This is a genomic window from Dyadobacter sp. CY323 (assembly GCF_021390245.1).
Lineage (GTDB): Bacteria > Bacteroidota > Bacteroidia > Cytophagales > Spirosomataceae > Dyadobacter.
In genome coordinates this window covers 1-26,204 of sequence record NZ_JAJUXH010000001.1, presented here as the reverse complement: position 1 = coordinate 26,204, position 26,204 = coordinate 1, and the positions used below count along the sequence as shown (strand labels likewise).

The following is a 26,204-nucleotide window of genomic DNA, read 5'->3' as shown; positions in this document are numbered from 1 at the left end:
CGCTAAATTTTTACTAAAAGACAAACAAATGGCGCAGTTATAGGAAGTTCGCCAGCTATATGGGCGACTAAATAATTTAGCCCGTTGTAATGGATCGGTTCGCTAAAATCCAGCTGGGCCAAATCCAGTTCGTTGAGCGAAAATTTCTTTTTCAAATAGAACATTTCACGCCGCATCTGCTCAGTTCTGGCCCAACTGGTCGCCGCTATACCATGCGGGCCATTCATGTATAAGCTTATCCCGTCTAAGTTCGGAAAGGCAGCCGGTACCCCATCAATAAGGCCATGCCAAAAAAGCAGGCGGGGCATTGTATTGACATTCAACTGATTAAATTCCATGGTAACGCCAGTTTGCCTGGCGATCGGCAGCCCGGTTTCGTCGTCGATCAGGAACGTGGAAAGTTTCATGGGCACTTTAACCAGCCCGACCGCATCGCCGCCCAGGCTGCCGGTTACTGGCGTAAAATAGTCGGCCAGATCTTCCGGTTTGTCCTTCACTAGGCTATCCCCGCCGTCCAGATCAAAAGCAAGCTGCAACCGCCGATTAAATTCTGGGATTTTCTCGTGCCCTGGCGTGGCTCTTAGTGTCCAATCCTTGCGCGGCACCTGGTCGATCAGGGGTTCCCAGAAATCGATCGTAAGCGATTTATTGATCGTGTCAAACCGCAGCCGTAAGTTCGGGATCTTGCGCAGCTCAATCAATAGTGTGGCAATAGTCCAGGCCGGAACATGCCGGTTTACAGTGATAACCGGATCCAGATCCAGCGACCGCCAGTTGGTAATAACTAATTTGCTCCATGTTGGATGCGTCAGAAAATCGCCCGAAACCGTGACGCCGGTAAGCTCGGCTATGCGACCTAAAAGAAACCCGACAAACAACTGCGGGACCTTCGGGCCGGTCGTCGTGTAAACTTCTTCGTCGCATTCGTTCACAAAACCCGTGTAGCTGATCAGTGCGCCATTGGTCCCGTAATAATCAGGGTTTACAATCGTAGGAAAACAAACTGCCAATGCTTCCCCTACCTCAATGGTTGGGGTGAGCACTTCCGGGATTTCAACCGTGCCCAGGTTTAGTTCTGTTAAAGGAATTCCGCCGTAAAGCCCGAAAAACCGGCCCAGATCGTCACCGGCTGAAAGCTGATAGCCAGATATCGGATTTGAAACTTTCACGTAGGCTTTACCCCGATAAATTAGGGCGCCATTGTAAAACATTTCGCAGTCGTAGCTATACAAATCGTTTCCCGCCTGCGGCATCTCGCAATATTCAAAGATCCGCTGATTTTTTGCAGAAAATGGGATACTGGGAACATTCGCCACTGAATTAGGAATCGTTTCGTAGCTCAAATGAGGGTTTATAAGATCCAGCGGCACTTTCAAAACCGGCCCCAGATCCAGGCTTTCACCATCTATTCTAATATCAGTATACATAATTAAAGCGGATTGATTTCGATGGTCAGCGGCTCATCGCTGCTATTTACCTGGATGTTTTCGGCAACGTAAAAACCCGGCCCCGTCACGGTAATTTCCCGATTTTTGCCAACTATTTTAAGCTTGCAGGGACTGAACGGGTTCTGGACAAAAGAAACCTGGAAAAGCAAGTTTTTTATCCCCGTGGCTGTGGTCGCATCCGACGTTCGAATAGCTGGGATAGGCTGCCCGATCGTGTTAGATATCAATATTGACCCGTTTACCCGCAAATCAACGACTGGGCCGTATTTGGTTGACCCGACTACTTTCAGGGTTCCGCCATCCATCGGGATTTTATGGAACAAGGCGAAATGCACCGGGACATTGTTCACCTCGCAGGCCCCGTTTTCGTTCGCGTAAGCCTGATTATTGAATGTCTCGAATTTACTTTCCGCCAAACTATCGCCGTCCCCCGGAAGCTCACCGCCGTACGTTCCGGCTGCTATTACAACCGTCGGCGCTGTTCCTAAAAGATTTGCCCCGCAATTGTTTTTCTTATAATCGATCGGGCGGGATATTAAAACGCTTGGGTAAGGGGTACTGCCTGGCACGATCGAAGCTTCGTTCATTGCCGGAATGTAGTCAGGGTCGCCCGGAATATTGGGTTTAACAGCATAAGGGATTACTTTACTATCATCATCCTGGTAAACTTTTTGAAGCCGTTCCCAGGCAAGCTTTCCAGTCCTTTTTCCGAATGCATTCAGCACCGCTTTTGCAGAAACGCCTACCCATTTCACCGGACGCGCCGGGATCGGATCGGCTGCATCCATACGACTGTAATTTTTATCAGAATATGTTCTTTCCAGCTCAAAAGTGCGTTCAATTAAACCAGGGCGATCTTTTGCGTATTCAAGGTTTGTAGTCACCAAATTGAGCGACTCGAAGCCGTGTTCTGTGTCCATCAGGATCACTTCCGCCAGCATTAATTCACGCAAATAATCGCTGTAAGTGACCGCGTCCCGCTCGAAAAATCCCGTCGAAACTTGTATCCCCGAATTTTCTGATACTCCTATCACTTCCAGTTCTGAAAAGTCCAGACCTTTACCTGCCGGGCGCTCTTTCCTGGAAATTGTTTTCACAACGTCCGTTTCGTGGGACGCCTGCCCCAGCAAACGCAACGTGTCGAAGCCGCCCAGCGAATTGGAAAAAACCAAAAAGCGTTCAAAAACACGCGCCTGGCGGTCAATTACAAATGTCCTGACCTCCGAAAAGCGTTCATTTGCACCATCTGAAAGCCATATTTCGTACCGGCTAACGTATGCGCCCAAATCCAATGCAGATACGCCCACCGGGCAACATATTACCTGAAACGGGCGAAAGCCTTCTGTTTCTGAGATTGTCAAAACCTGCTGACTGCCGTCATATTTCGTTACGCGCATCCTTAACCGGATCCGGTCGGGGAATGGTGACATATTCAGCAAAAAGTAAAGGAATTCTTTCTGTGCCGTGCTAACCTGCTTATTATTTGGCTGCCAGGTTAAGAATTGTTTTTTCTCAGCCTGGTACCTGGAAAAGAAAGCATGTTGATAGCCCGCAAAATCACGAAAAGCGATTCCCGCCCGCATTGCGTACCGGATCGGCTGGGACTTATCCCACAAACCAGGTTCTATTTTTTCCCGGATCACATACGGCGTGGTTAGGCTGGCGACGGCGGTCATTTTGTCCAGATCCTTCGCTGGTAGTGTGATACTAAGCTGGCCAGCCAGGATTTCTTCCAGGCGGAAAGCACAGCCTTCGTATACCTGGGTTCCGGCGCTGATCAATGGCGGCTTTTCCCTTCCTTCCAGGGTGATCATTGTTTCAAAAACCGCAGAAAGTGGGAATTCTGGCAGGCTCAGATCCAGGTAATAGCGCATGCCAGCCCGATCAGGATAAAGTTCAGGATCCAGGGCCGGGACAATGTGCTGCAATTCGTTCCTAACCAGATCCACGTCTGACCAGGCTAGCCCCTCTTTAATTAAGTCAATGTCCATAATTTGAAATATAATTTTGATTTAACAGCTGCTGCCGGGCTCGAAAACCGAATATTATTTGTTAGCGATTTTTTAGCGCTTTTGTGACCGTATTCATTACCGCTTGTGCTGCGGCCGCCTGGATATTCACTTCGATTTCGCCGTAGATCTCGCGCATGTAGTTTTTAATATACCAGCCCCGGCCCTTACGCGTGACGATCGGCTGGTATAACCTGGATCTGGCAATGGCCCAGGCAAGCTGGCGGGTTGCCTGCTCTTTATCGACGGGAAAGCTGCCGTTTTTGCGGCCAGAAATAAAATTAAAAGGCGTTTTCCCCCTTTTACCTTCCATGACGTCTTCCACCCATTGCAGCAAGCCTTCCCGGACTGGCATTTGCTGGGAATAAGTCATTTCCTTAATGTCCTTGAATCGGCCATACGCTTCAAATTGCATAGCCAGTTCAGTCATCCAGGATTGATTATTTTGGCGAACTTCCCGGAAAAGCGAACTTTTTAGGGCGCCCGTCATTACCAGCCCTTCTTCTTCCAGCTTATCTTCCAGCTGCTGAATGCCACGGCCCGAAATTTGGTTTGTGATCTGTTGAACCACAAACCAAATCGTGTCATAATCAATATCGGGCGACCAGGTTACTACCTCGCTCATACTCCTATCAGCGCGTTTGTATTGGTGATCAGGGTCAGCACCACGTAAACGCCCACCGAATTATCTGAACCGTATTCAAACGGGGCCATTTTGTAAGACATTTTATCGAAGCGAAAGCGGCCAGCTTTTGCATCCCGGCGCAGGTACCGGATAAAACGCCAGGCGGCCAGCTGGGCCAGCTTGTATTTCGGAAGCTTGTCGGCGTGGCTGTTATCTGTCGGGTACAAAATCGAAAAAGCGACTTCCTGCTTTGCTTCGAAATCGTGCATACCATTATCGTCGCCGGTGATAATCGGCATCAGCATTGCCATAGCCGGATAACTGAATCCGTCGGCTTTACTTTCAGAGTCGAACCGCTCCATTTCAAATGGATTGTTTGAAGTCTCCAAAACGATCGAATTAATTTCAGGATCCTGCGCGACCAGGTCGGCGAAGTAGCTTTCAAGGCTCATTATGTCAGAACTTAATAAGATAATTGCCATGATCAGTTCCAGTAATCGTTAAAATACCATCTTAAAAGCTGCCAGCCGCCCGCCAGGGATCTGGTTAAAATGGCCCGCCTGACGGACATAATGAGGCAATACGGGCTTAAAATCAGAAATACTAGCAGTTTTACCAGGGTCATAAAATAGAGGATCGCAAAATCGATAAAGCTGATAAGGATCCTGAAAAGTTGTTTTTTCATTGGATGTTTGAGGTTGCGGCCTGCTGGCCAGTGGGATTTTGGTCAAGTGTAGTCATTTCTATATCGGTGAAATGGTACTCCATTTCGTCTAGGTCGTAGCCCATAACTTCCAGGGCATCGTCCAGCACTCCTTTTAAAAGCCTGCGATACGATGGCGTTAAAAACCGCACGTGGTACATGACCGAATGCATTAATTCAGACCCAGAACCGCCCAGCTTGTTACCTTCCGATATTCCGGCCAGGCTGGGCAAAATGCCATGTCCCTGGGCTTGTTTGACGCCTGCCTGCTCAATCAGGGCCATATAGGCGTCGTCAGTCATTTTATTTTCGATCGGCGTAATTCGGATCAGCTTTTTGTCTCCTTTTCCAGCATCGCCCATGATATCACCAATCAAAACCAAAGCCTTATCCGTATTTTTGACGCCAGACAAATAATCGTCCATTCGGCCCATAAATTCTTCTTTCCTGGCCTCGATCTTCTCCATCGTTGGTTCGTCGTTGGTATCTTCTCCTTCCTGGACAAAATAGCTTTCGTCGATCTCAATCAAGAGCTTAACATTATAGCCGTTTGTAAGCCCTGAAAGGTGATATTCTGGGGTCATATTATCGACCATTGTCCAGGTTTTAGTCCCCCACCAAAGGCCCTGCGTGTAGAAATCTGCGCCGATCTGGGCTTTTCTGAGCACCACCACGGATTCCGGCCAGCGCTCCGGGTTCTTTTTGTCGAAAATGGGAACAGACACGGTGTCTTCTTTTCGGATCGGCTTACCAGTTCCAAAATATGGGTTTATTACCACGCGTTCGTTTTTCCCGTTAGTGGATTTTGCAAACCTGACCTTATTGGGCTGGATCGTTTCCAGGGAAACCAGGCCATTATCCTGGATAGAAAAACGCACAAAAGCGATTTCAGCGAATGTTAGACTGAGCGCTGCCAGCTCCAAATATCTGGAGTATATTTCTTCCCGGCGAAACCATTGGCGCAGGCCCGGATCCTTTACCAGCTTTCGGACTTCTTTCCCTTCCGGGTCGATATCCACCGACATTAATTTCGCCCCGGCGCCCAGGATAAATTCCTTTGCCGTGTCCATCAGTCTGGGTTTAGATGGCGATTCCCAGCACATGCGCAACATTTCAACCGCTTGATTGTCTGTCTTGCCCCATTTCACCCACTCTACACCGCCCGTACTGCCTTCGTTGGACTGATTAACGCCGGTTGTCACAACGTCGATTGTTGGCGTAAATGTCGCGACAGCGTTGTGTCTTGCCAGGTGATATAAATTCTTATCAATTTTCTTTATCATCTTAGTAGTTTTTGTGTACGATTTTATACCATGTTTCAGTCCGTGGCAGCCTGACGGCCATTAATAGGCGATTTCTTAGCGCAAACGGTCGGCCCAGTCCGTCGATATCTTCCAGTAGCACCACTCCTTTTTCAATCACATCATAGCGCAGCTTCCCTTTTGTGCCCTTTCCCTCGAAGCGCTTCCCAGATTTGCCCAGGTTTCGTTTCATCCCGAATGTGCCGTCGGAAGCTTTGCGATATTTGATATCAAAGCCCCGGTTCGATGGGTCGTGCAATAGCTTCCAAAAAGTGTCAATACTGATCTGTTCCATAGTTCAAAAGTATCGGGCTGAAATGCTGGGCAAAAAGACAGAAAAACGCTTCCAATTTTCCAAAATCGCTTTAATCTGAACGTCAGGCACATAATCCAAAAATCAGCCTGATTAAGGCTTATTTTTTCCACTTCTCTCCCAGGGTAGGCGCCACCCTTTCCATTTGCGGTAATTACCGCTACCAAAAAAATGGGATATCTGAAAGGTCGCGGCATGGTCGGCCGGACTCCGACGGCTTCCGGCCTATCGGCTTCCCAGAAATCGCATCTTGGTTCCTGTTGACTTGCCTTTCGAGGTCGAACTCGAATACTTGTAATACAAAATGTAGTCGAAGCAATCACTGAGGTGAGTTGCATACTCTTGCTGTATCGATGTTCCTTCACTTGACTTGTCTTTCTTCATGTCAGACGTTACTGGAGAATTCTGGATCGATATCATCAACGCTTTGCAGGTGTTCTGATTGATCCTTACGCGCGGCAGCTGCGTGCTACCTTCGGCCAGTATCCTATCGATCAGGGCGAAGCGGTCGCGGTGTTCCGGGTTGGTCTTCAATACACGCAGTGTAACTTTCCACCCCCGCGTCCGCAGCTCTGCCACTACCTGCGAAAAGAATGTGGTCTTAGATCCCGCGCTTTTACTACTCGCTGACGCGTCACCATATACGATCATATCCTTTTTAATCTGCTCTGAATAGGCTTCATCCAGGGCAATGGCCAGCGACTCGGCTAGGGTTTTCTTTTCGCGGGACTGCTTCACATAAACCGTGTTGATCACCTTCAATTTGCCGGGCACTTCCTGACACACGATAGAGCTGCATATATAATTATTAAAGTCCATGCTAACTTCCAGCGGCCGGTTCGGGTCATAGTCCACAAAGATGGGCAACCAAATGCCGTCGGCGTTTTGGTCATAGGTGAACGTATTGCTGGTACAATGTTTCTCCGCCTCAAATGATGGGTAGTAACTATTTGGAAGTTTGGCAAGGCGTTTGTTCAGAACCTCAATCTGGAAAACCAGCGGCTCTGTCGTGTCCTCCATGTTCTTAATAAAGTCCGGGTGTAACGTCGGGTTATCGTGCGCCGTGCCTTCCATGAACAGATACTTTGCAGGATCCTGCCGCATTAATTCTTCGGTATTGAATACCCACTGCCCCGCCTGCGTCCAGGGGTTTGATGTGAAATCATAAAAGGAATTATGCAGGTGCGAATCTTTAAAGCGCCAGGTATTGGCCCGGTAAAGCATCGCCATTAATATTTTGGTAACCCATTCCGATTTAAACAGGGCCGATTCATCTACGAACCCCCCGTCATAATTGCCCCCCCTATTAGAATCGGGCTTCTCAAAACTGAGTAGCTGCAAACAAAATCCCGAATCAAAACAGATACAGCGCTCCCAGGATTTCGGGGATTTATAAGCTTTCGGCCAGTCTGCTGGCGGCTCTTTAAATAGGACGTAATTCCCGAACGGGTTCACTTTCTCATGGTATTCATACCAGCCCATCGACGCCCAGGTATCAGCCGAATCGGTCAGTACAATGTCCAGCAACTGTTTGAAAGTACGCCCCGCCAGGTAAAATTTCGCCCTGGGTAGCATCTTTGCAATGTAGCCGATACAGGTCAGCATCAGGAAGGTTTTCCCAAAGGCTCGACCCGCTAACATGGTTTTGCGCTTTGCCGTGCTTTGCAGGAAAAGGCGCTGTTTTGTAGCCAGGAAAACTATATTAGCTTTCTGCGCCAGCTGCCGCATCCGGGCTTTGTCCAGCCTCTGTTTCGTTTCCTGTAACATCTTCGTAGTTTGAATCTTCGATTTCTCTGTACATTTCCAGCGCCCCGATATCGTCGGTAAAAATGATATTTGGCGACACTTTGAATTTGTTGGGGTTTTCGACCTTGTCCTTTTCTAACAGGCCCTGCAACTTGGCAGCCTTCATTCGGACGTTTGCCGATTTTTCCAGCATTGTCGCGACTTGTTCCTGTATATCTGGATCGATATTATAGCCAGCGGGTTCGCCGTCTTCATAGAAAACCGGCGCTTTGTGGCGCTTAATGATATCATTGGCCATTGTCTCCATTGTGTGGGCCATTTCTTCCAGTCGGACGGCGTAGATATGCCGCTGGGCGACTTTCTTGGCATTGCCGAAATCCAGCGCCCCAAAAATCTGCTGGCAGCCGTTCACAATATTGTAAGCATGCGACTGGCTTAGATTGCCGATCGGCGCGGGCGAAAACATCAGGGTTTCGACTACCTTACGTTCAGATAGGCCGTCCAGTAGTAGGGAAAAAGCAAAAAAGTACCGTTCGAACAGCTCTTTATCTTTGCCGGTCAGTTCAGCGCCGGTTTGAATGTGATCGCGGTATTTTTGCAGCTTGTCGTCTTTTACGATTAATTGCATTGGTTTGCAGCTTATTTTCTTGCAAGCTGCGCCGGGATCTGGAAACAGGGAAGGACATAAAAATCAATAACTTTGCGGAACAATAAACCATTGTGAATCTCCTTCTTGGAGCAACAAGTCTTATTGTAAGATTAATTGCATTAATCTGGTTTACAGCTTTTTAATTAAGATTCATCAGAAGTTGGAGACATGGGATGACCTCAAAGACACCTTAAAAACTACCGGATAGTAAAGTATGAGATCACTGGGACTTTTTGAAAGAACAATTTGTAACAAACTTTTGACATCTGATAATAAAAATCTGATAGTGGGAGAACTTCTTGACTTCTCTGATATACCACTTGGAATGGAATGTGACTTCCACACGAATTCGGCATTGTTGTTTAATTTGGATAACAACAATACATCCTTTGAGAATTTCGGGTATGGGCATGACCAGGTAACAATGTATGTCCGAAAAGTCATAACAGTAATCAGTTTAATAAGCCTTCTTGAAAAGGAGGGATACATAATCACCTTTTCCTTTGGACATTTCAGCCCAAAGAAAATTTGCACAAGACTCTATCAAAAAGTTAGTGAAAAACCAAAGTTCAAATATGCTTTCCCCGATCCAACTATTGAAAAGCTTATTTTACAGAACTTCCAAAAGCAGATAATTATAACGCAGGAGTTTAGAGACTTCATCACATCCAGTTTCGTGACCAGGGACGAGAACAGATTCAGGGAGACTCGCCAAATATCTATTTGGGCGTTAATAATCGCAATATTAACCGCGGTTATTAGTATCTTTTCTAAGTAGGAGTATACAGTCGCGCCGAAATCCTGATTTCTAGTCCAATAAATAGCATTGCCGTAGCTTCGACCGACATCCGAAAACAGGGAAGAACATAAAAAAACCGGCGGCTGGCCGGTTTTTTTATGCCTTATTTAAATGAGTTAAAATTGTATGCTGAATCCGAATCCATTTGGGGGAAGTGCATCTGGAAATGCAGTTCTCTCCCAAATCGCCCACCCTCCGGTACATTCGTAAACTTTCCCGTCTTCATACCTAGCACTGACATTTCCTCTCCTAACTGCAAATAGCGCATCTCCTTCAACCTTAAAGCCGGTCTTATGTCGGTCAATAAATAACGCCTTATTTACTTTTAACCTTTGATTGTTTAGATTCAGGTCAGTAACGACCTGAGAATCATTGGATTTTATAACCAGATTGTCTCCTATATAAGTATAATCAAAAATCTTTGTAGCAACCTTGATCTCTCCTTTCTCGACTGAAAGCAACGTATTGCCATTTATGTCAGTGATCGCCATTGACAGAGAAAGCCAACCATTTTCTGAAACAATTTTTAAATAGGAATAGCCATTTACATAAACTGCGCAGAACTCCCCATCAGCCCTCAAAGGGCTAATCGCGTGGTTTGTGCCCAAAATAATTTCAATCGATCTATTATCAACCAATTTATGTCCAGCTGTTGCTAAACGATCCTTATTATATGGATTTTCTCTAGCCTCCTTCACACGCTCCGAACTTAATTTTTTCGTCGATTTATCATTGTGATGAGAAGCGCATAGCAAAGCTAGATTTTCAACTTTGTGCTCTTTTACCACTGCATATTCTTCAATATGATCGTAATGAAACACTGGTGAGCCACAAAGCACACACCCAAAATAGCATTCTTGGCGAACTTGCCTAGCGACATCAGTAGGGATGGGGGGCCTATTGGGTTTAACTTTCACAGCTTTCTTTTTAGCAGATCTATTTCTCGGTTTCCTCTTTGCCACGTTGTATTAAGGTTTTGAGACAAAGCTATTTACAGAAACGATATACCCAAATTAGGATAACATAAGAGCCTTTGATGTTTGAAGGGTAAGTTCCGGGCCGGATCGTGTCGCAACATTTGGTAGATTCAGGCATGCACCCTGGCCATTCATTGACCGACCAACCCACCGCCTTCAAGTCTCACATGAACAGGTTTGCAGGAAAGGTCATATGTTAGATCAAACCGTCACTGAATGTGCAAACCCGCTTGGTGGAACTCCTTCGGGATACTTCGCTTTTTCACATATTGATATCGCTCCAATTGTTGATCCAAACGTCGAGCCTTCAACCTGAGCCACCACATTCCCAAAAGCAACATAGTGCAAAATTTCATTATCAATAACAAACCCACTCCCATCATGGATAAACTGCCCTTTGTTTAGTTTTAACATGGTATTACTGAAGTTCAGATCGACGATTGGAGCGCCATCTATTTCACTAATGATAAGCCGATCTCCAACATAAGTGTAGTCAAAAATATTTAGAGCTACTTGTATGTTTCCCCTATCCACTGCAAGTAAAATTTTACCGTCATCATTTGTCACGGCCATTGATAGAGAAAGCCATCCATTCTCTAACGTAATCGATATATAGGCTATTCCATTTACGCACATCACATAAAATTCTCTATCTTCCGTAAGATTCGCGAGAATCTTTATATTGCCCAAAGTGACATCAATGTTTCGGCTTTCAAAAATTGGATGCCCCGCAGTTAGGGCCTTATTCTTATTAAACGGATTTAGACGTGCCTCTTTAATCGTGGCCGCATCGATTTTTTTAGTCGTTTTGTCATTATGGTGAGACGCACATAATAAAGCGAGATTATCAGCTTTGTGTTCCTTAACTACTGAATATTCCTCAATATGGTCATAGTGAAATACAGGTGATCCACATAGCACGCATCCAAAATAACATTCCTGCCTTACTTGCCTGGCGACGGAAAGTGGGATTGCAGTCCTTTTTTTACGATCAACTGCTAGCTTTTTTTTCTTGCGCGGTTTCTTTTTCCCCATTAGATTAAGGAGTGAAATTTCGGAATGTATGAAGGTAGTGCAATTTTATATTAAAAATTATTCAACATCTTCCGACCTGTTAAGGATTAGAAGTTTGCTCTACTGGCACAATTGACATTATCACAGACCTTTGATCGATCCCAAAATGGGTTCCCGACAAAATATATGTAACCCTGCACATCATACTGTTTCCAGAATATTCCTCAGTTCCTGGATCCCATTCCCGCAGGTGTAAAATGTCCCCATCCTGAAAATCCCTATCATTCACCCTGATTTCAAACGTTTTCAATCCTGAATAAACTGCCTCGAATGGTCGGGGCCATGTTTTTAAGTCGTGAATAAGATCCGAAGATCTGGCGACCGGCTCCCCTTCCGCTCGTATTCTTCCACGGGGTGGGGGTGGCGGGGGCGGGGTATTAAGCGCCCCTACCCTTTTTAATTCTGATTCCCGGAAATCTTCCCAGGCCCGCCAGGCTTCATAAGATCCATGCAGCTTTATTTCGTCGGCAATTTTTGATACAATTGATCCCATTTTTAAAGAGGTATTGCCCAGCTGGGCGGTGATCGTGGAACAGGCATTTATACCCGTTCCACGGAATAATTTTAGTGGATCCTGTGGCTACCGCCCGGCGTCCAGATCCTTGTCCAGGACAATGGCCACCATTTTATCCACGTTCGATTCGGCAGCCTTTGAGGCGCGTAAAACCGCCTGCTTTTCTTCTTTGTTTTCGCGCGGGATCCTGAAATACTTGTTTTGATTGTTGCGCATGATCCGCACCTGGGCGGCCAGCGTTTCGACTGTTACAGAATTTTCCAAAATGATTTGATCGATTAAGTTATAACTACTTTCAAGGGAATTTTTAAGTACTAATGCCTGGATTGACATTTCAAAGGCGAACGCCGAATCAGTCCGACTATTACGCTTTTCCAGCCTGGTTTCTACCCTTGCCATAAAAGCGGATAGATTGGCCACAATTTCAGTTTTATTGTAAGTTGCAGTTGCAGGTGTCATTAGCTGATTCGTTTAATAAGATCCTTTGAATGATTTGTATTGTCGTCCCAAAATCGGCCGTTCAGCTGCCAGAATTCTATCCCTGATTTCACTGGCGTACTGCCGTTATCTTCCAGGATTTCGTCAATGGTGACATTTTGTAAATTGCGTTGCTGCCAGACCTGGCCAGCGGCGATTTGTTCAGTGGCTTCCATATCCCGGCCGGTTAAAATGGTAGATCGTCGCTTTCATCGCCAGGTATAGGCCCGCTGGCTGCTGGCTGGCCCTGGGCCGTTGATTGGTCGCGGTTCTGTGCAGATAAAAGCTCGATCGTAAGTGAATTAATCGACAGATCCGCTTCGTGCTGCTGGCTTTGTTCATTGCGGCGAATGGCCAGATTTAGTTTTCCCAGTACAAAAACCTTTGTTCCCTTTTTCAGATACGGCACTAATGATTTTTGGGAAGTGAATACAGAAAACCAGTCTGTTTTTTCCTTTGTTTCGCCATTGGTTTTGTACTTCTCAGTAACTGCGACCGCAAAGCGTACGGTTTCATTTCCATTCTGGGAATAAATTTTGGCATCACTGCCGATGTGCCCGGTAATTTGGATAAGCTTCATTTGAAAATGGTTTGATAAAAGTTGATTAATAATGACTTATGCGGCTTTTTGGGCCATTTCTTCCAGTGGTTTTTCGGGTTGGACTTTCTTCCAGGGTTGGATCTTGCCATTGATCACGAAATAGATAAACCTGTGAATGTCCATGTATTCCACCCGTTCTTCTTCCACGATCAACAGATCCAGCCCGACACGCTGGGGATAGGCAGAATAAGGCTGCCTGGGATCCGTTCCGTGATAAAAACCGGCCACTACCATCAGCCGCCCTTTGTTGTCTGTCCAGCGGCTTAATTTGTGGATATCGAACCGATCGGCGTTAAATACCGGAATGCTTTCTGTTGTACTTTCCTGTGATTCTTCCATGATCGAAAAAAAAAGTTTTTAGCAGTTTTCGGGGGGTGTGTTTTTACTACACTACGCTATTTGGCTAACTATCTGAATATCAATTACGTATATTCTACGAAACTGTAGTAGCGTCCGTACTACACCTACTACAAATACTACAATACTACACTTATACTACACTTTTACTACGCATTTACTACACCTTATATATTGATTATCAATTAGTTATCTTCCTTTGTAGTGTTGTAGTGCGAAAGCCTTCCTGTTTTTCACAAAAACACATCTTTTTTTTATTAAATATTTGATTGTCTGTTAACCAAGTCAATGCCAAAATTCTGTTGTAACTGCTTATAATTCAGTTCACACGATCCCGTTTGTGGCATGGTCGAAGACTTCGAATTTGCGTCTGATTCTGTCATAAACCGGACGGTCTTCGAAATGGCGTCCCATTCGGTTTCGCCGGAAAGTGTAGTAAGTTCTGACTGTATTGTGTCCCGATCAGGCGGGGACTTATAAAATATCTGTCGATACTTCTGTGCAAACAAATTGTACAATTTCCGGAAATTGATCATCATCTTATCGCCATTGAAGCGAAAGTGAAATCCTTCGTGTATTTGGTTGCTTTCAAACAGTCCCTGGATGATTTCGAAGAATTCAGCGATTGCCTTACTGTCGTTCTGGATCCTGAACTGGCGCATAATGAAGTTTTCGGCGACTTCCACAAAATCGGCCAGAATTTCTTCCTCGCTGTCGCGCTGCTGTGGTAACATATTGATTTTACCCAGGCAGTGAAGCGCGTACGGGGCGGCCAGGATCTGGGACATATTAGCGAAAAGCCTTTCTGGGATGTTTTGCCCCTTAAACCTGGTTTTCAGCGAGTTATAAAGGCGATTGTAACTAACTGCATAGTTGTCGTTCGCTTCCAACAATTGGCGATACTTCAAAAGCTCGATTGTCATACAGCCCAGACCGCCTTCCTGGATGTTTTCCAGCTGGTCGTATGCCTTTCGCTGGGCGTCGCTTTTTTGCTGGGCCGTGATCGGGATAAACACACACCTGGAAAAGAAAATCGGGTTTTCAGGAATGTAATTACTGGTCAGGGCCAAAGCGCTGTGGATCTCGACGGCGGCCGTATCAATACTATTAAAATCGGTCGTTGACTTGTGATAACCATCGTTATCGTATGCCGCCTGCAAAAGCCCTTCATTCGTTAATTCATTGTGAAATTCATCAAACCAGATTATCTGGTTACTGCTCTGGCTCATAAGCTTAACCAGTGATGCGTCTGTATTTTTTGATTTTAAATTGACGCCTTCCTGCTTGCGGCCAAAACCTGCGGTTAGGATCCTTACCATCGATGATTTTCCCGTGCCTGCGCCGCCCTTCAAAAACAGGATGGGCGAAAAGTTTTTGTATTGCAGTCCCATATCCCGGAACAGGGAAAAAATGTAAAAACAAACAGGAACAAAGCCATTTTCTGGAAGGTGCGCTATTGCGTATAAATCCCAAAAGTCACCAAAGGTTACATTCTGATTTGTTAGCGTGTGCCGTAGTTGCCGGGCCTTCGGCGGCTGCGGCGCGGAAAGGTGTTTTTTGTTGGCTTCCACGATCCCGAATTCATCCGGTGATAGTAGTTCATTTGTGACCAGGTTCAGGGCCTTATTCGCAAAGAAATACACTTTACTGTCAGTGTGATATCCGTATCGATTCACTTTTACCGCACTGGAAAAATCGGTCTGAGTAAACAAATAACTGTGAAGTTCGTCCAGGTGATTATCCTTTATCTTAAAGCCCAGGCGCCTGGTTGCCAGCATACTTTTCAATTTGCGGGCACTGCAAAAATCATCGTGCAACACTTCGATAAATTCAGATTTCCCATCTGCTTTTCTAATTTCCAGTACCCAGGTGACGTTTTCCTGCTCGTCTTCCGTCCGGTATTTGATGTATATCTGAAAGTTTTGGGCTACATGGTCAAAATACCGGCCGCCTTTAATTTTCATTCCCCCGCCCCTTGTGTACCAAACGGTGAATGGCAGATCGTCTTCGTTTTCGTCGTCTTCGTAGTCTGACTGCTTTTTCTTCTTCTTTTTGGCCGGTTGGCCGAAAGGTTCTTCGCTCGTTTTTACCGTTTTGTTCTCAGGATCCGGTTTTGGGAAATCCCCTTCAGACAGATATTTGTCCAATATTTCAGGATCTGTAAACGCAATTAATCGCGGTTCGTTTTCAATGGACGGGCGGACAATTCCGATACTTTCCAGCTGCTTCATAATTCGGCCAGCCCGGTTATATCCTAGTTTTAGTGTCCGTTGAATGATTGACGTGCTGGCATTTTGCGTATTCACCACTAGCCTGGCGGCATCAAACAATAGATCATCCATTTCACTGGCTGATTCCTCCTTCTTTGCTGGATCCTTCGGGGCCTTTTCAGCCTTCGGGCGGCTAACGTCCAGGCCGTAGTCCTTACAAATGCTGAAAAACTTGGCGGCAGTGGTAAACCGGGACGTTTTTACGGCATTATCGAACTTCTCGTCGGCGTCCTTTTCGCTGTACTTGGCATTCTGGCCGCTGATCCTGTGGAAGTACTGGCGGCCATTTTCGCCCAGTGTCGCCATGCTAAAAGCGATCAGTAGCCATTCCGTGCCGTAGTCGTTGCATATGTCCATTGTGTGCGTTTCGATGCGCTCCACAACGGCGGCCACATGCTTTTCCACGTCGGTCGCATCCTGCAAAATTTGGGTTTCCGATTTCGGCTTCGGCGGGATCAGGTTCTGGATCGCGTACGGCTTCGAATCGGGATTATAATACACATCAGGATCGTGCGAAATAAAACAGGCCCTGGTCGTATCACTGCCTGATAAATCTACTTTTTCCTTGTCCGTAAGTCTATATACGTTATTGAAATAGTAGGCAACATCAGCATGCGTTTCCTTGTGCCTGGCGGAATCTTTAACTTTAATTACCGCCTTTACTCCTTTGCCCGACGGCGACAAAAACACGGCTGTAACATAAGGATCCGTTTGCAGCTGTAATTTCAACATAACCGGATCCGGGTTATTATCGAAATCAATGGCCATAAGCCCGGAATGTGAAACCAGGCTGGCTTCTAACCTGGACGGCGAAAATATCCCGCTAAACGTGACGAAATCCAACTGCTTTTTATAAAACTCCGCTTCCTTTTTGCTTCCGGCTTTGCGAACGTCAGCGACCTGCTGGGAATATTGCCCGTCCCTGATCCAGTCGATCACCTGCGGCAGGGTCATTTTGCCGGACGGATACGTGGCAAACGTAGCCTTAGAACCTGGCGGCACTGCTTTAAAAAAACTAAATTCTGGTAATGTCGGGCCTGGCCCGTTTTGATCTTTCATTGAAATGAATGCTGGAAGGCTGCGGACTGAACTATGGCTTTGCGGCGGTTATGGGCCTTATTGGAAATGGCTTTTTGCATTCCCTGGATATGCTTTAAAATCTTTTCGTAGCGGATTTGCTCGGCTTCCAGCATTTTGGCCGTTACCGGGTTTGATGTGGTGCGCCAGCTGGCGAATGCTAGGTCGTTGGCATGTTCCAGCACTTCCGCGCAGGATCTCAAAACGGCAGGGTTCGCGGGTAACTGTCCGCTTTTATAAAGCGTAATTATCTGGATCAGATTCATCGGATCGGAATTAAAAATGGTCAAACTGATTCTTAAAGAAGGTCTTAGGCTATTGAACAGAATCCCAGTCTGATTCTGTGATAGTGTGGGTGCATTGTACGCATTCGTGTATGTAGGTGTGCCAGGGCCAGGTTTCCAGGATTCTAGCGGATTGGATTTTCCCGCATTCCGGGCATCTGATATGATCTATCCTGATTGGGGCCTGTTCCAAATCGGGAATTACGACCGTTTGCCTACGGCTTACCTTTGCCATTTTTCAGGGGATTACGGGTTGGCATATCGTAGTCGTCTGGGAACGTCGGGGCGGTAACAAATTCGGAAATCATCAGGCCCAGGCATACGCCAATCATAGCCGCCAGTAAGTCGGTTATATCAAATAAATCAATGTAGCTCATTTTTCGAAGCGAAAAGGATGGAACAGACAACAACAAAAATTACAATTACTAAACACGCAGTGGCCCAGGAATTGGGGGTTTGAAAGAACTGATTCACTGTTTCCATGATGAAAGAAAAATGTAAGGTGATCGCTTAATTGAATGAAAAGGAAGCTTTTAGATTGGCCAGGGTTGGATCCTGAAAGCAGTCGGCAGCTTGTGGCAATGTGCGCAGGATCAGATCCTTTAATTTGGCATTCATGCGGCTGGCTGGGGTGCTGACCATGTAGGCACGAATTGAATGGCGTTTTACTCCCAGTTCTTTCAATGCTTCCGTTTCGATCTTCATCCGTTGCCACTGCTCAGCCTCCTTATAATAGATTTTTCCCAGGGGGGTAAACACTTCGCGCTTTACCCGTCCTGTCGCGTCTTGTAGGGAATTGGTGTTACTCATTAGGTGAACCATTAGTCGTTATGCTTAAAGCGTGAATTACGCTTCAAATATAAAACAACTGTCTATACATTTTATAGCATTTGCAAACATATATTTTTTGACAATGCTATACGGCCAATTTTTGCCTAGCAATTGCTACTCATTTTTTAATAAAAATGCTTTGCAAAACACCATCCTTTACCCCCGATTAATCATATTATGCCACAAAAAACCTTTACAACTTGGATTATTAGCTTTGATATTTAATATTTGCGCTTGAAGCATAAAAGTAAATTTCAAGACTAAACACTATAAGAAATGGTTAAACTACCTATCGGGGCGGTTATTAAAGAACTTGTGCTCGATCGCCGTATAAAAGCAGTTGACATAGCCCAAAAACTGGGGTTGAGCAGGGCGGCTATTTACCAGAGCTATGCGAAATTTGATATGTCCAACAGTGAAATAGAACGCTGGGCGTCAGTACTCGGCGTGACGTCAGATTACATATTAGAGCGTAGGGCCACTGCTTTGCAGGAAATTGGGGGTCGAGTGCCTGAGGGTGATAATTACTTACTCGAACACTTGACTAGGCTGGAAGAAAGTTTTAAGGAAGTATTTAAAGAGCTTCGCGCTGAACTTGATCACAAAAACCGGGAACTGGAAGTGAAAAACCAGCAAATGGCAGGGCTTCAAAAAACCGTGGACGTCCTACTGGGAAAGTCTGAGGACGTAATGATTTTAATGACCTCCCTAGCCCAGTCGAAACAGCCGCTTTCAGCGGTTGCAACGGCCTAGCGGTTACGGGCGCGATTACGTCCCCGTTTTGCAAGTGCAAAACACGGTCAGCCTCAATTTGTTAGCAGATAAGGTTCGAGTCTCTTCCTCTCTGCAAGTAAGAATACAAAAAGCATCAAAAGCCTGTAAATCATACATTTACAGGCTTTTTTGTTTTTTAGATTTAGTCAAAATATGCAAATATTCGCAATATTTAGGTGAGCATCGGGTGATTGACCTCCCCCCGGCAAACGAGACAGCTGAAAACTAAAGATTTTCGGTGGCAAAAACGGACCAAAAACGTAATTTGTCACAATGAAAAAGTCAAAATTTACCGAGGCGCAGATCGCTTTTGCGCTTAGACAGTCAGAGACCGGGACCCGGGTGGAAGAGATCTGCCGTCAACATTACAACCGGGCAGGGTTTCGCGTAATAGCAAGTTGTACTTAAAAAGCTTATATGAAGGACAATAACGTTGCACTGCTTGTGCATACCTGTGACAAATACCAGTTGCTTTTTAGAGGGTTTGAACAGTTTTTTAATAAGTATTGGGATTTCGGAATAAAATGTAATTACTATTTCGCCACTGAAGAATTGGATGTGGAAATCGAAGGCTTCAAAAATATCAAATCTGGAAAAGGGGAGTGGTCAGATCGCTTAAAGCACCTTTTAGCTAACGAGATCAAAGAAGATTATGTGATTTATATACAGGAGGACGTTTGGTTGAATGAACCGGTAAGTGCCGATTTTTTCAATGGACTGTTTGAGATAGCATTCAAAAACCACTACAAGCAAATAAAGCTTCATAGCGTAAATGTGTATCACACATATGAAACCGATCAATATCTAGAAGGCTTTAATATTGCCAAAGTGGAGAATCGCCATTCGAGGTACCTAATGTCCCATCAGGTAACGTTGTGGGATCGACAATTTTTCATCAGTAATTTAAAGCCCAACGAAAATCCATGGAGGAACGAACGCAGGGGCACAAAAAGGATGAAAAGAACAAACCCTGAGATTTATCACATTGATTACTTTGCTCAAAATTTTTCACATGAAATAAATAAAAACTTGCCTGAGCGGAAGCGAAGTGGTTTCCTTCCTGTATCTCAAAACAGTATGCTTGACGACCTGTTCAAACACTTTATTGACCGGTTTCAAATTGAAAAGCCAGGGGACAAAGAATATTGGGAAAAACTCCTATTCCATTTTGAGAATGCCCTAACGCATGATGGCAAACCTAAGCCCCGCAAAGATGATATCTTTAAAAGGGCAAAAAAATTCATTTTACGACTATTGCCCGGCTGATCATTCCATAGCTTGTGAAACCAGCACCCGTCTTAAAAAACGTCCGCGGCTGTTTCACAACTATCCCGGATTGTTAAATATTGATCTTCCGACGATTGAGGCAATCTATTAGAATTTTGGATCTAGCTCGGTTAATAACCTGAAAATTAGACGATTCAAGCTATTTCATCTCCAAACTCTGTTGTCCAAGATTCGTTAGTTCCATATTTGTCTTCCAAAATGACTGATGTATAGCTTGTCCACTTCCAACTTAAATAATATACAAATTCGCCCACCGAGGGGTGTTTAGTTATAAATTTCTCACGTTTAATCTCTGTATCTTGCTTATTTGACAGAATCCAATAGAGTTCAAAAATATCTAAATCCCAATTACACCAGAAACCAATCTTATAAATTCTGTTTGGTGAAGACTTTGGCCTACCGACGCTAAATTGGTATTTAAGATCCTTTTCTAAACATTGGTTGTAGGCATCTAGCAATGAGTCTGTGTTCCAACCTTCTTTCCATGCAACCTGCATCATGCCTGCATGGACTGCTTCTAATTGCATTAGCTTCTTTTCTCGCTTATTCAACGTTGAATAACTTCCAAAGTCAAAATGATTTCTAATCGTGACGACACTAGCGTGATTTTGATAGTATCCTAAAAAGTCTCCCCATTCATCCCTGATATTAACATTAACCTTCTCAACTTTCCCTGTATCAAAACTTTTCAGCATTGAGCAGTACAGTTCAGAAACCGCCCAAGTGTCGGAGTTTATAAATTGATTTGCATGGCCTTGCGCATAGCACGCCAGTGTAATTTGTTTCAGCATATTGATATTTAGGCATGTCGAGTTGGTGTGAATAACAATGTCTAGATAGGCCCTAAGCATCAGTAATATAGGGTTTTGTTCGACAAGCATTTTGAATTTATGTCACTGATGTGTAACTTAGTCGGCAAGTGTAACTACATAGTCAGCTATCGTCAACGCATAAATATCTACATTCGCTAGACTATATCCTTCGAGGGTTGGCTGCAATCTACGTGTACCTCTTTCACTTACAGGTAAGGCTGACTTTCTATCTATTACTAAAGCGCTTAAAGCACCTTTTCAGCATGGTATTACTGAGCGGACATCTTTCATGACATTTCCGGCCTCCTGATTCCGTATGCGATGCCGAAAGACTCCAACTCATTAATGCATGTTGAGCAGTTTCACCAGCAGTATATCTGGTAAATGGAAAAACCCTATTACTTTACAACAATTGGCAAAATGCTAAAAAAATTTAAAACACAGCTTAATCACCTTCCAATTCAATGAAAAAAATTTACACTTATTTACCTCTGCTTTTAGTTTCTTTATTTCCCTTATCATGCACCATGGTTGATCATGTAATACCTGATCAGGAGCCAATTGTATATGTCGCAGGATATGAAATATCAACGGCCGGTTACGAGGCAAAATACTGGAAGAATGGTATAGCAGTGGAACTAATGAAGTCTGTAATCGCGGTAGAGCCCACGTCTATTGCTGTATCTGGAAATGATGTGCACGTGGTAGGCTTCGAGGCTAATGAGCAAAATGTATCCATAGGTAGATATTGGAAAAACGGCATATTAACGCAGCTCGGAGGCGAGTTTGTGCCCTCGGTATTGCACGACGTTGTGACATCAGGAAATGACGTCTACATTGCTGGTATTGGAATAATCCCTTCTGATTCAAGTCACTATAACGCAACTTACTGGAAAAACGGAATAGCGGTTAGACTTAACGATGCGATAAATGGCTGGGCACAAGCCATTGCCGTGTCTGACAACGACGTTTACATAGGAGGTAACACTTTTAACGGAACACATACTGTCGCTAGGTATTGGAAGAACGGAACAGCCGTAGATTTAGGCGATGGTTCTAAAAACACGCGAGTCAGTGCCATTGCGATATCTGGCAATGATGTTCATGTTGTGGGCTATGAGCAAGATTCCACAAAAGCCATTGCCAAATACTGGAAGAATGGCGTTGATATTCCTTTGACTGATGGAGTCGATATGTCATTTGGACTTGATTTGAAAGTTTCAGGTAGTGATGTGTACATTTCAGGTAATGAAATTAATGGCGGAATAAGCATAGCAAAATATTGGAAAAATGGTGCACCAATTATACTCGAAGGCGGGTTAAATGCTACTAGTATTTCAATCATGAATAACGATGTGTATGTGGGGGGAGTAGGTGTGAATGGTTCAAATGGAATTGCCAAGTACTGGAAAAACGGCATTTCTAGGAACTTATCAGATGGCACTAAAAATGCTGCCGCGACATCCATTTTTGTTGTTAAACCGTAGTCTTTTGAGATTTCATAAAAAGGTCATGAGTAACCAACAACAGTTTATTCATGACCTTTTTTGCTCTCAACCCCAGGTGCCAGTCCAGGATTGTTAGTCAATAGAAACGCCGATAGTGGACATGTAAGATCTAATATCAACCAATGGGATTTTTGAATTATATTGGATGTTAATTGCCTTAATGACTTCATTAGCGATAACAGCCTGTCCGAGCGTAGTGGGGTAAATCCCATCTGACGAAAAGAAATTGCCAGATAATCCACCGGTTATTTTCAAGCCTTGTTCGGTTGTATACCGACCGTTATTAATATCGGAATATAGATTTTCAAGATCAACGAGCGCCAAATCATGCTCCGCCGCCCACTTTCGAAAATGGCCGTTGTTTATTTCAACGGCGGTATCATACATTTGACTCTCATTGGTGTTTAAAACAGTAACATTCCAATCCGTAATGCCCAGATCACGGAGGCGAGGGACCGTCATGATAACGCCTTTCTGCCCCGCGTACGACAGCATTTTTATCAGCCGAAGTGTATGATATTCGCCTTCCTTCATATCGTACAGCAACGCCCCCTGGCTGATTGGTCGTTTCATACGGATTGCGTTGAGGAAATAATCGCCCCGGTCCTCCAATAAATAGAAGTTGTAACTCTGGGTTTTTCGTATGTGCTGATAAAATGTACCCTGCTCAAAATGTGCTCTTGGAACAAAACGCCATGCATAAGGAAGAAATGGCGCCCACGAAACGCCAAAGGCATTAACCCCTTTTCCTATTCTAGTTGAATCCCAGGTCGCGGCGAAGATGTCCCATGTCGTTAACCATGGAACTGAAAAATTGCTGACGTTTGGCCCTTTAAAAGGCCGAAGCACGGGCGGGTTGCCGTGTGCTTCGGCCTGTAAAATAGCCAGATCATTATTGACTCTGTTAAAAAAAAGTTCACTGCGGTTCATTCTTATATCAAATCCAGTCCCGTTAGAATATGGCTCTTCGAAGACCGGGGTGACAAAATCAATCATTCCAAGTTGAGTAGCTACCAGATTTGAATAACAGCCAAGCTGACCTTCCCTGGACAATCCTCCATCCTTTACCCCGGCCGATAAGGACCCTCCGATAACAATCATTTCTATTGAGGTTCCTGCCGCTACTATTCTGCCATATTCTGGTTTATTCGTTGGTCTTTCAAGCCATTTATCAAATCGGAGGGGTGACGAGTATACGCTAAATCCCGATTGAAGGTTTCTAGCATAAGGTGTAATCCGAAGTTCTCCAATGTCTCCAAGGAATTTGTCGGTGACAATAGGCGTAACTGGAACTTCCGTTACATCTTGATTGGGCTCCGTTGGATCATGCGACATTTTCTCCTTTGTGCAACCTACTAATACTAATGTAATCCCTATGAACAAGACCATGATTCGTGCACACATAGTTTTAAATTTTTTTAAATTTTTTGAAATTTTTGGATAGTGCCATTAGAAAAATGGTTCAATATTAAAGGTAGGAATCTCGAAAATGAATGCCGGTGGAAGCTCAATTGCCAGACTACAAAAGTATCTTAGTATACGTCGCTTGGAATATTGCCAATAACGTAGAGATAAATTTATTTAGAAAATACCATAAAATCAGATTTTATGCCAGGTAGCAGCGAGTATAGTAGTCTCGCGATCAAGCGTTTTTGTGAGAAGAGAGAGGATTAAATTGGCAAGCGCAAAAGCCCCATATTGATTATTGTTTGGCTTCATTGTTTGATGAATTGGTAGTTTATCGTAGTCGTTTTGCCCCATGCAGACCTGGAAATATCATAAGGAGAGGCTGATAAGTGATATTGTCCGTCTGCAAACACGTATACTTTATAGTGCTGATTATCAATTTTGATTTGCGAAGTGCTCCTGCTGGCAATACTAATCTGTTCGGTGTCCTCCGGGGCGACCTGAGACAATTGGTACATGCCATTTCTGTCACTTTCAGCCGTGATACTGAAGGTGTCATAGCCTGAAAAGCCCTTGAGGTTGGAACCCGATAACCTCAATCCCGCTCCTTCCAGTGGATCACCATTTTCATCGATGATTCTACCTGTAACGATAGTAGGTGTAGAAGGTAGTCTGTCCTTGCAGGAAACCAGCACAGTTATTAGGATCAAGCTTAAAATTTTGAGGAATGGACGCCTTTCCATATCTATTGTATCAGTTTTTTTAACCTGGCACTTCATTTATATAACAGCCAACGAGCTAATGCTACTTATGCCGCTACTAATTGATGTTAATCCGTTTTGCCTCCGCTTCACGAATAAAAGCACTCGATAGTTTGTTATTACTATCATCATACAAGGTACCTGGCCCATGTTTCAGTTTACCGCATAAACTACTCTCACAAAACCTCCGAACGGTGCGACTGGTTTATGTGCCCATTTTAGGTGGGATTGTCAATGTAAGTGGAGGAGCGGTTAAGAAGAACAATACGCAGATAGTGACGGGGATGGCATCTATTATTTTGGATGCATTGCCAGTGGGAAAGTCGCTAAGGGGGGATCATCCTTAGTTCAAGCGAATAGAACAGCAGGTAATTTGTTTAGAGATGAATTAGCAACAGCATTGAGAGCAGAAGGGCGTACGGTAAATACAGAAGTTTTCAAAAGGACACCATTTGGTAAGCGTTATATGGATTTAGACGTTTGGCATAATGGGGTTAATTTGGGAGGTATAGAAACTAAAGCAGGTGGTTCTCGTTACCTTTCTTTTGCAAAAATTAAAAGATGCTTGGCTTGAGGCAAATGGCTATCCTGTACAATTAGTTAGAAAACCTACAAAATTGGTAAAATAAAATGGAGATATTTAAAGAACTTATTAAAGCATTAACCCCCATATTGAAGCCAATGGGGTTTAGTAAAAAAGAAAATAGTTTTTACTTAGAAGCGGGTAAGAATTATGGGGTTGTAAACTTTCAAAAAAGCAGGGAAAGCACGAATGAAGTAGTCAAATTTACAATCAATTTTGGCATCTATTCCGATGTTTTAGGGAAATTACAATATGACTATAATAGTTCAGCAAAACCAGAAGTTGAACAGTGTCATTGGGAAGCAAGGGTCGGGAGTTTTATGCCAGGTAGCCCTGATTATTGGTGGAATGTCAGTACATCAGACAACTTGAGCGGCATTACTTCTAATGTAAAGGAAACTGTTCAAAGTATTATAGTGCCTGAAATAAATAAACGCTTGTCTGATGAAGGCTTAATAAACGGTTGGATGAATGAGAGCTATGCCGGCACTACGGAAATAGGCAGGTTTAAATATCTAACCACACTCTTAAAGTCAAAAGGGAATTTTGATACTTTAAACCAAGTCGTTGAAACATTTATGCAGCAATCAAAGGGAAAGCCAAATGCCAGCAGGGCAATAGAACATCTAAAGGAAATAGAATAATCCCGAGTTAAGGCTTCCGCCTCTGGGAGGCCCAATTCAGATTACAAATATCAAAAAGATGTAACTATTGGTCTCATAAAACGTCCAAAATCTGATACAGTCGGAATGCTAGCGCGAACAAACGACACAAAACTTTAAGAATGGAGAGTTTAGTGATACATTACCACGGCGTGGACTACTATTGCATTTACAATACCAAAAAGCTTTCTTTGGCAGTAATAAGCATCGATATTTGTCATTCCGGATCCTATGAATGGACACTATCTCAAAATCTGTGTAAAGTTTAAATCGGGGTTTGTAACTCCGATTTTTTACTTTTAACAAAACACAGTTTATGAGACCAGAAGATTTGTTGACTGATGAGTTTTTAAAG

The 26,204-nt window shown here is 44.3% G+C and carries 29 protein-coding genes and 1 pseudogene; 7 read left to right on the top strand and 23 right to left on the bottom strand.

Going from position 1 to position 26,204, the window contains the following annotated elements; genetic code table 11:
• Positions 1 to 2 precede the first annotated feature (2 nt).
• The 9 genes from LZG72_RS00150 to LZG72_RS00110 form a co-directional block, all read right to left on the bottom strand.
• On the bottom strand, positions 3 to 1,427 hold the full coding sequence (locus LZG72_RS00150) for a hypothetical protein (protein ID WP_233866059.1): 1,425 nt from the start codon (positions 1,425 to 1,427) through the stop codon (positions 3 to 5).
• Between the two features lie 2 nt (positions 1,428 to 1,429).
• Positions 1,430 to 3,439 carry a DUF5977 domain-containing protein gene (locus LZG72_RS00145; protein ID WP_233866057.1) on the bottom strand — a complete coding sequence of 670 codons (2,010 nt, stop codon included), beginning with the start codon at positions 3,437 to 3,439 and terminating at the stop codon, positions 1,430 to 1,432.
• Between the two features lie 61 nt (positions 3,440 to 3,500).
• Positions 3,501 to 4,082 (bottom strand): hypothetical protein, encoded by a 582-nt coding sequence (locus LZG72_RS00140; protein ID WP_233866055.1) that lies wholly within the window; start codon positions 4,080 to 4,082, stop codon positions 3,501 to 3,503.
• Entirely contained in the window at positions 4,079 to 4,564 is a 486-nt protein-coding gene (locus LZG72_RS00135; protein ID WP_233866053.1) for a hypothetical protein, read from the bottom strand. The genes LZG72_RS00140 and LZG72_RS00135 overlap by 4 nt, the downstream gene beginning before the upstream one ends.
• Before the next feature lie 2 nt (positions 4,565 to 4,566).
• Positions 4,567 to 4,767 (bottom strand): hypothetical protein, encoded by a 201-nt coding sequence (locus LZG72_RS00130; RefSeq protein ID WP_233866051.1) that lies wholly within the window; start codon positions 4,765 to 4,767, stop codon positions 4,567 to 4,569.
• Positions 4,764 to 6,068 (bottom strand): hypothetical protein, encoded by a 1,305-nt coding sequence (locus LZG72_RS00125; RefSeq protein WP_233866049.1) that lies wholly within the window; start codon positions 6,066 to 6,068, stop codon positions 4,764 to 4,766. The genes LZG72_RS00130 and LZG72_RS00125 overlap by 4 nt, the downstream gene beginning before the upstream one ends.
• Position 6,069: 1 nt before the next feature.
• Positions 6,070 to 6,381, bottom strand: coding sequence for a hypothetical protein (locus LZG72_RS00120; RefSeq protein WP_233866047.1), 312 nt, complete (start codon positions 6,379 to 6,381; stop codon positions 6,070 to 6,072).
• A gap of 243 nt (positions 6,382 to 6,624) precedes the next feature.
• Complete coding sequence (locus LZG72_RS00115; protein ID WP_233866045.1) at positions 6,625 to 8,166, bottom strand: terminase large subunit domain-containing protein; 1,542 nt, start codon at positions 8,164 to 8,166, stop codon at positions 6,625 to 6,627.
• Complete coding sequence (locus LZG72_RS00110; protein ID WP_233866043.1) at positions 8,102 to 8,773, bottom strand: hypothetical protein; 672 nt, start codon at positions 8,771 to 8,773, stop codon at positions 8,102 to 8,104. The genes LZG72_RS00115 and LZG72_RS00110 overlap by 65 nt, the downstream gene beginning before the upstream one ends.
• 235 nt (positions 8,774 to 9,008) lie before the next feature.
• Here LZG72_RS00110 and LZG72_RS00105 point away from each other — a divergent pair, with 235 nt between their 5' ends.
• Positions 9,009 to 9,572, top strand: a complete 564-nt coding sequence (locus tag LZG72_RS00105) for a hypothetical protein (protein WP_233866041.1) — start codon at positions 9,009 to 9,011, stop codon at positions 9,570 to 9,572.
• A gap of 137 nt (positions 9,573 to 9,709) precedes the next feature.
• Here the strand turns inward: LZG72_RS00105 and LZG72_RS00100 are convergent, their stop codons facing one another.
• The 11 genes from LZG72_RS00100 to LZG72_RS00050 form a co-directional block, all read right to left on the bottom strand.
• Positions 9,710 to 10,555, bottom strand: coding sequence for an HNH endonuclease (locus LZG72_RS00100; protein ID WP_233866039.1), 846 nt, complete (start codon positions 10,553 to 10,555; stop codon positions 9,710 to 9,712).
• A 216-nt stretch (positions 10,556 to 10,771) separates the two neighbouring features.
• On the bottom strand, positions 10,772 to 11,605 hold the full coding sequence (locus tag LZG72_RS00095) for an HNH endonuclease (RefSeq protein WP_233866037.1): 834 nt from the start codon (positions 11,603 to 11,605) through the stop codon (positions 10,772 to 10,774).
• Positions 11,606 to 11,684: 79 nt separating this feature from the next.
• Positions 11,685 to 12,137 (bottom strand): ASCH/PUA domain-containing protein, encoded by a 453-nt coding sequence (locus LZG72_RS00090; protein WP_233866035.1) that lies wholly within the window; start codon positions 12,135 to 12,137, stop codon positions 11,685 to 11,687.
• An 87-nt stretch (positions 12,138 to 12,224) separates the two neighbouring features.
• A complete protein-coding gene (locus LZG72_RS00085; protein ID WP_233866033.1) occupies positions 12,225 to 12,617 on the bottom strand; it encodes a hypothetical protein in 393 nt (130 codons plus the stop codon).
• Positions 12,617 to 12,811 (bottom strand): hypothetical protein, encoded by a 195-nt coding sequence (locus LZG72_RS00080; RefSeq protein ID WP_233866031.1) that lies wholly within the window; start codon positions 12,809 to 12,811, stop codon positions 12,617 to 12,619. The genes LZG72_RS00085 and LZG72_RS00080 overlap by 1 nt, the downstream gene beginning before the upstream one ends.
• A gap of 11 nt (positions 12,812 to 12,822) precedes the next feature.
• A complete protein-coding gene (locus LZG72_RS00075) occupies positions 12,823 to 13,215 on the bottom strand; it encodes a single-stranded DNA-binding protein (protein WP_233866029.1) in 393 nt (130 codons plus the stop codon).
• A 36-nt stretch (positions 13,216 to 13,251) separates the two neighbouring features.
• Entirely contained in the window at positions 13,252 to 13,575 is a 324-nt protein-coding gene (locus LZG72_RS00070; protein WP_233866028.1) for a hypothetical protein, read from the bottom strand.
• A gap of 275 nt (positions 13,576 to 13,850) precedes the next feature.
• Complete coding sequence (locus LZG72_RS00065; protein WP_233866027.1) at positions 13,851 to 16,922, bottom strand: BT4734/BF3469 family protein; 3,072 nt, start codon at positions 16,920 to 16,922, stop codon at positions 13,851 to 13,853.
• Positions 16,919 to 17,206 carry a hypothetical protein gene (locus tag LZG72_RS00060; RefSeq protein WP_233866026.1) on the bottom strand — a complete coding sequence of 96 codons (288 nt, stop codon included), beginning with the start codon at positions 17,204 to 17,206 and terminating at the stop codon, positions 16,919 to 16,921. The genes LZG72_RS00065 and LZG72_RS00060 overlap by 4 nt, the downstream gene beginning before the upstream one ends.
• A gap of 233 nt (positions 17,207 to 17,439) precedes the next feature.
• A complete protein-coding gene (locus LZG72_RS00055; protein WP_233866025.1) occupies positions 17,440 to 17,601 on the bottom strand; it encodes a hypothetical protein in 162 nt (53 codons plus the stop codon).
• A 133-nt stretch (positions 17,602 to 17,734) separates the two neighbouring features.
• On the bottom strand, positions 17,735 to 18,034 hold the full coding sequence (locus LZG72_RS00050; protein WP_233866024.1) for a hypothetical protein: 300 nt from the start codon (positions 18,032 to 18,034) through the stop codon (positions 17,735 to 17,737).
• Between the two features lie 297 nt (positions 18,035 to 18,331).
• Between LZG72_RS00050 and LZG72_RS00045 the strand changes: the two genes are divergently transcribed.
• The 3 genes and pseudogenes from LZG72_RS00045 (at position 18,332) to LZG72_RS00035 (ending at position 20,095) form a co-directional block, all read left to right on the top strand.
• Positions 18,332 to 18,808: a hypothetical protein gene (locus tag LZG72_RS00045; RefSeq protein ID WP_233866023.1), complete on the top strand. Its 477-nt coding sequence runs from the start codon at positions 18,332 to 18,334 to the stop codon at positions 18,806 to 18,808.
• Between the two features lie 294 nt (positions 18,809 to 19,102).
• Positions 19,103 to 19,192, top strand: a pseudogene (locus LZG72_RS00040) (transposase); the annotation flags it as partial.
• 54 nt (positions 19,193 to 19,246) lie between these two features.
• Positions 19,247 to 20,095 carry a hypothetical protein gene (locus LZG72_RS00035; protein ID WP_233866022.1) on the top strand — a complete coding sequence of 283 codons (849 nt, stop codon included), beginning with the start codon at positions 19,247 to 19,249 and terminating at the stop codon, positions 20,093 to 20,095.
• 155 nt (positions 20,096 to 20,250) lie between these two features.
• On the opposite strand, the gene LZG72_RS00030 is transcribed toward LZG72_RS00035, so the two are convergent.
• Positions 20,251 to 20,907, bottom strand: a complete 657-nt coding sequence (locus LZG72_RS00030) for a hypothetical protein (protein WP_233866020.1) — start codon at positions 20,905 to 20,907, stop codon at positions 20,251 to 20,253.
• A gap of 485 nt (positions 20,908 to 21,392) precedes the next feature.
• On the opposite strand from LZG72_RS00030, the gene LZG72_RS00025 reads away from it, so the two are divergent.
• Positions 21,393 to 22,415 carry a hypothetical protein gene (locus tag LZG72_RS00025; protein WP_233866018.1) on the top strand — a complete coding sequence of 341 codons (1,023 nt, stop codon included), beginning with the start codon at positions 21,393 to 21,395 and terminating at the stop codon, positions 22,413 to 22,415.
• 93 nt (positions 22,416 to 22,508) lie between these two features.
• Here the strand turns inward: LZG72_RS00025 and LZG72_RS00020 are convergent, their stop codons facing one another.
• Both LZG72_RS00020 and LZG72_RS00015 read right to left on the bottom strand, forming a co-directional pair.
• Positions 22,509 to 23,840 carry a hypothetical protein gene (locus LZG72_RS00020; protein ID WP_233866016.1) on the bottom strand — a complete coding sequence of 444 codons (1,332 nt, stop codon included), beginning with the start codon at positions 23,838 to 23,840 and terminating at the stop codon, positions 22,509 to 22,511.
• 311 nt (positions 23,841 to 24,151) lie between these two features.
• Entirely contained in the window at positions 24,152 to 24,553 is a 402-nt protein-coding gene (locus LZG72_RS00015) for a hypothetical protein (RefSeq protein WP_233866014.1), read from the bottom strand.
• 424 nt (positions 24,554 to 24,977) lie between these two features.
• Here LZG72_RS00015 and LZG72_RS00010 point away from each other — a divergent pair, with 424 nt between their 5' ends.
• Together LZG72_RS00010 and LZG72_RS00005 are read left to right on the top strand one after the other, a co-directional pair.
• Positions 24,978 to 25,178, top strand: a complete 201-nt coding sequence (locus LZG72_RS00010) for a hypothetical protein (RefSeq protein WP_233866012.1) — start codon at positions 24,978 to 24,980, stop codon at positions 25,176 to 25,178.
• A 56-nt stretch (positions 25,179 to 25,234) separates the two neighbouring features.
• Complete coding sequence (locus LZG72_RS00005; protein WP_233866010.1) at positions 25,235 to 25,831, top strand: DUF4304 domain-containing protein; 597 nt, start codon at positions 25,235 to 25,237, stop codon at positions 25,829 to 25,831.
• Positions 25,832 to 26,204: the final 373 nt, after the last annotated feature.

Coding starts and splice junctions, on each gene's coding strand:
- LZG72_RS00150 (WP_233866059.1), bottom strand. CDS start 1,427: ATGTATACTGATATTAGAATAGATGGTGAAAGCCTGGATCTGGGGCCG.
- LZG72_RS00145 (WP_233866057.1), bottom strand. CDS start 3,439: ATGGACATTGACTTAATTAAAGAGGGGCTAGCCTGGTCAGACGTGGAT.
- LZG72_RS00140 (WP_233866055.1), bottom strand. CDS start 4,082: ATGAGCGAGGTAGTAACCTGGTCGCCCGATATTGATTATGACACGATT.
- LZG72_RS00135 (WP_233866053.1), bottom strand. CDS start 4,564: ATGGCAATTATCTTATTAAGTTCTGACATAATGAGCCTTGAAAGCTAC.
- LZG72_RS00130 (WP_233866051.1), bottom strand. CDS start 4,767: ATGAAAAAACAACTTTTCAGGATCCTTATCAGCTTTATCGATTTTGCG.
- LZG72_RS00125 (WP_233866049.1), bottom strand. CDS start 6,068: ATGATAAAGAAAATTGATAAGAATTTATATCACCTGGCAAGACACAAC.
- LZG72_RS00120 (WP_233866047.1), bottom strand. CDS start 6,381: ATGGAACAGATCAGTATTGACACTTTTTGGAAGCTATTGCACGACCCA.
- LZG72_RS00115 (WP_233866045.1), bottom strand. CDS start 8,166: ATGTTACAGGAAACGAAACAGAGGCTGGACAAAGCCCGGATGCGGCAG.
- LZG72_RS00110 (WP_233866043.1), bottom strand. CDS start 8,773: ATGCAATTAATCGTAAAAGACGACAAGCTGCAAAAATACCGCGATCAC.
- LZG72_RS00105 (WP_233866041.1), top strand. CDS start 9,009: ATGAGATCACTGGGACTTTTTGAAAGAACAATTTGTAACAAACTTTTG.
- LZG72_RS00095 (WP_233866037.1), bottom strand. CDS start 11,605: ATGGGGAAAAAGAAACCGCGCAAGAAAAAAAAGCTAGCAGTTGATCGT.
- LZG72_RS00090 (WP_233866035.1), bottom strand. CDS start 12,137: ATGGGATCAATTGTATCAAAAATTGCCGACGAAATAAAGCTGCATGGA.
- LZG72_RS00085 (WP_233866033.1), bottom strand. CDS start 12,617: ATGACACCTGCAACTGCAACTTACAATAAAACTGAAATTGTGGCCAAT.
- LZG72_RS00080 (WP_233866031.1), bottom strand. CDS start 12,811: ATGGAAGCCACTGAACAAATCGCCGCTGGCCAGGTCTGGCAGCAACGC.
- LZG72_RS00075 (WP_233866029.1), bottom strand. CDS start 13,215: ATGAAGCTTATCCAAATTACCGGGCACATCGGCAGTGATGCCAAAATT.
- LZG72_RS00070 (WP_233866028.1), bottom strand. CDS start 13,575: ATGGAAGAATCACAGGAAAGTACAACAGAAAGCATTCCGGTATTTAAC.
- LZG72_RS00065 (WP_233866027.1), bottom strand. CDS start 16,922: ATGAAAGATCAAAACGGGCCAGGCCCGACATTACCAGAATTTAGTTTT.
- LZG72_RS00060 (WP_233866026.1), bottom strand. CDS start 17,206: ATGAATCTGATCCAGATAATTACGCTTTATAAAAGCGGACAGTTACCC.
- LZG72_RS00055 (WP_233866025.1), bottom strand. CDS start 17,601: ATGAGCTACATTGATTTATTTGATATAACCGACTTACTGGCGGCTATG.
- LZG72_RS00050 (WP_233866024.1), bottom strand. CDS start 18,034: ATGAGTAACACCAATTCCCTACAAGACGCGACAGGACGGGTAAAGCGC.
- LZG72_RS00045 (WP_233866023.1), top strand. CDS start 18,332: ATGGTTAAACTACCTATCGGGGCGGTTATTAAAGAACTTGTGCTCGAT.
- LZG72_RS00035 (WP_233866022.1), top strand. CDS start 19,247: ATGAAGGACAATAACGTTGCACTGCTTGTGCATACCTGTGACAAATAC.
- LZG72_RS00030 (WP_233866020.1), bottom strand. CDS start 20,907: ATGCTGAAACAAATTACACTGGCGTGCTATGCGCAAGGCCATGCAAAT.
- LZG72_RS00025 (WP_233866018.1), top strand. CDS start 21,393: ATGAAAAAAATTTACACTTATTTACCTCTGCTTTTAGTTTCTTTATTT.
- LZG72_RS00020 (WP_233866016.1), bottom strand. CDS start 23,840: ATGTGTGCACGAATCATGGTCTTGTTCATAGGGATTACATTAGTATTA.
- LZG72_RS00005 (WP_233866010.1), top strand. CDS start 25,235: ATGGAGATATTTAAAGAACTTATTAAAGCATTAACCCCCATATTGAAG.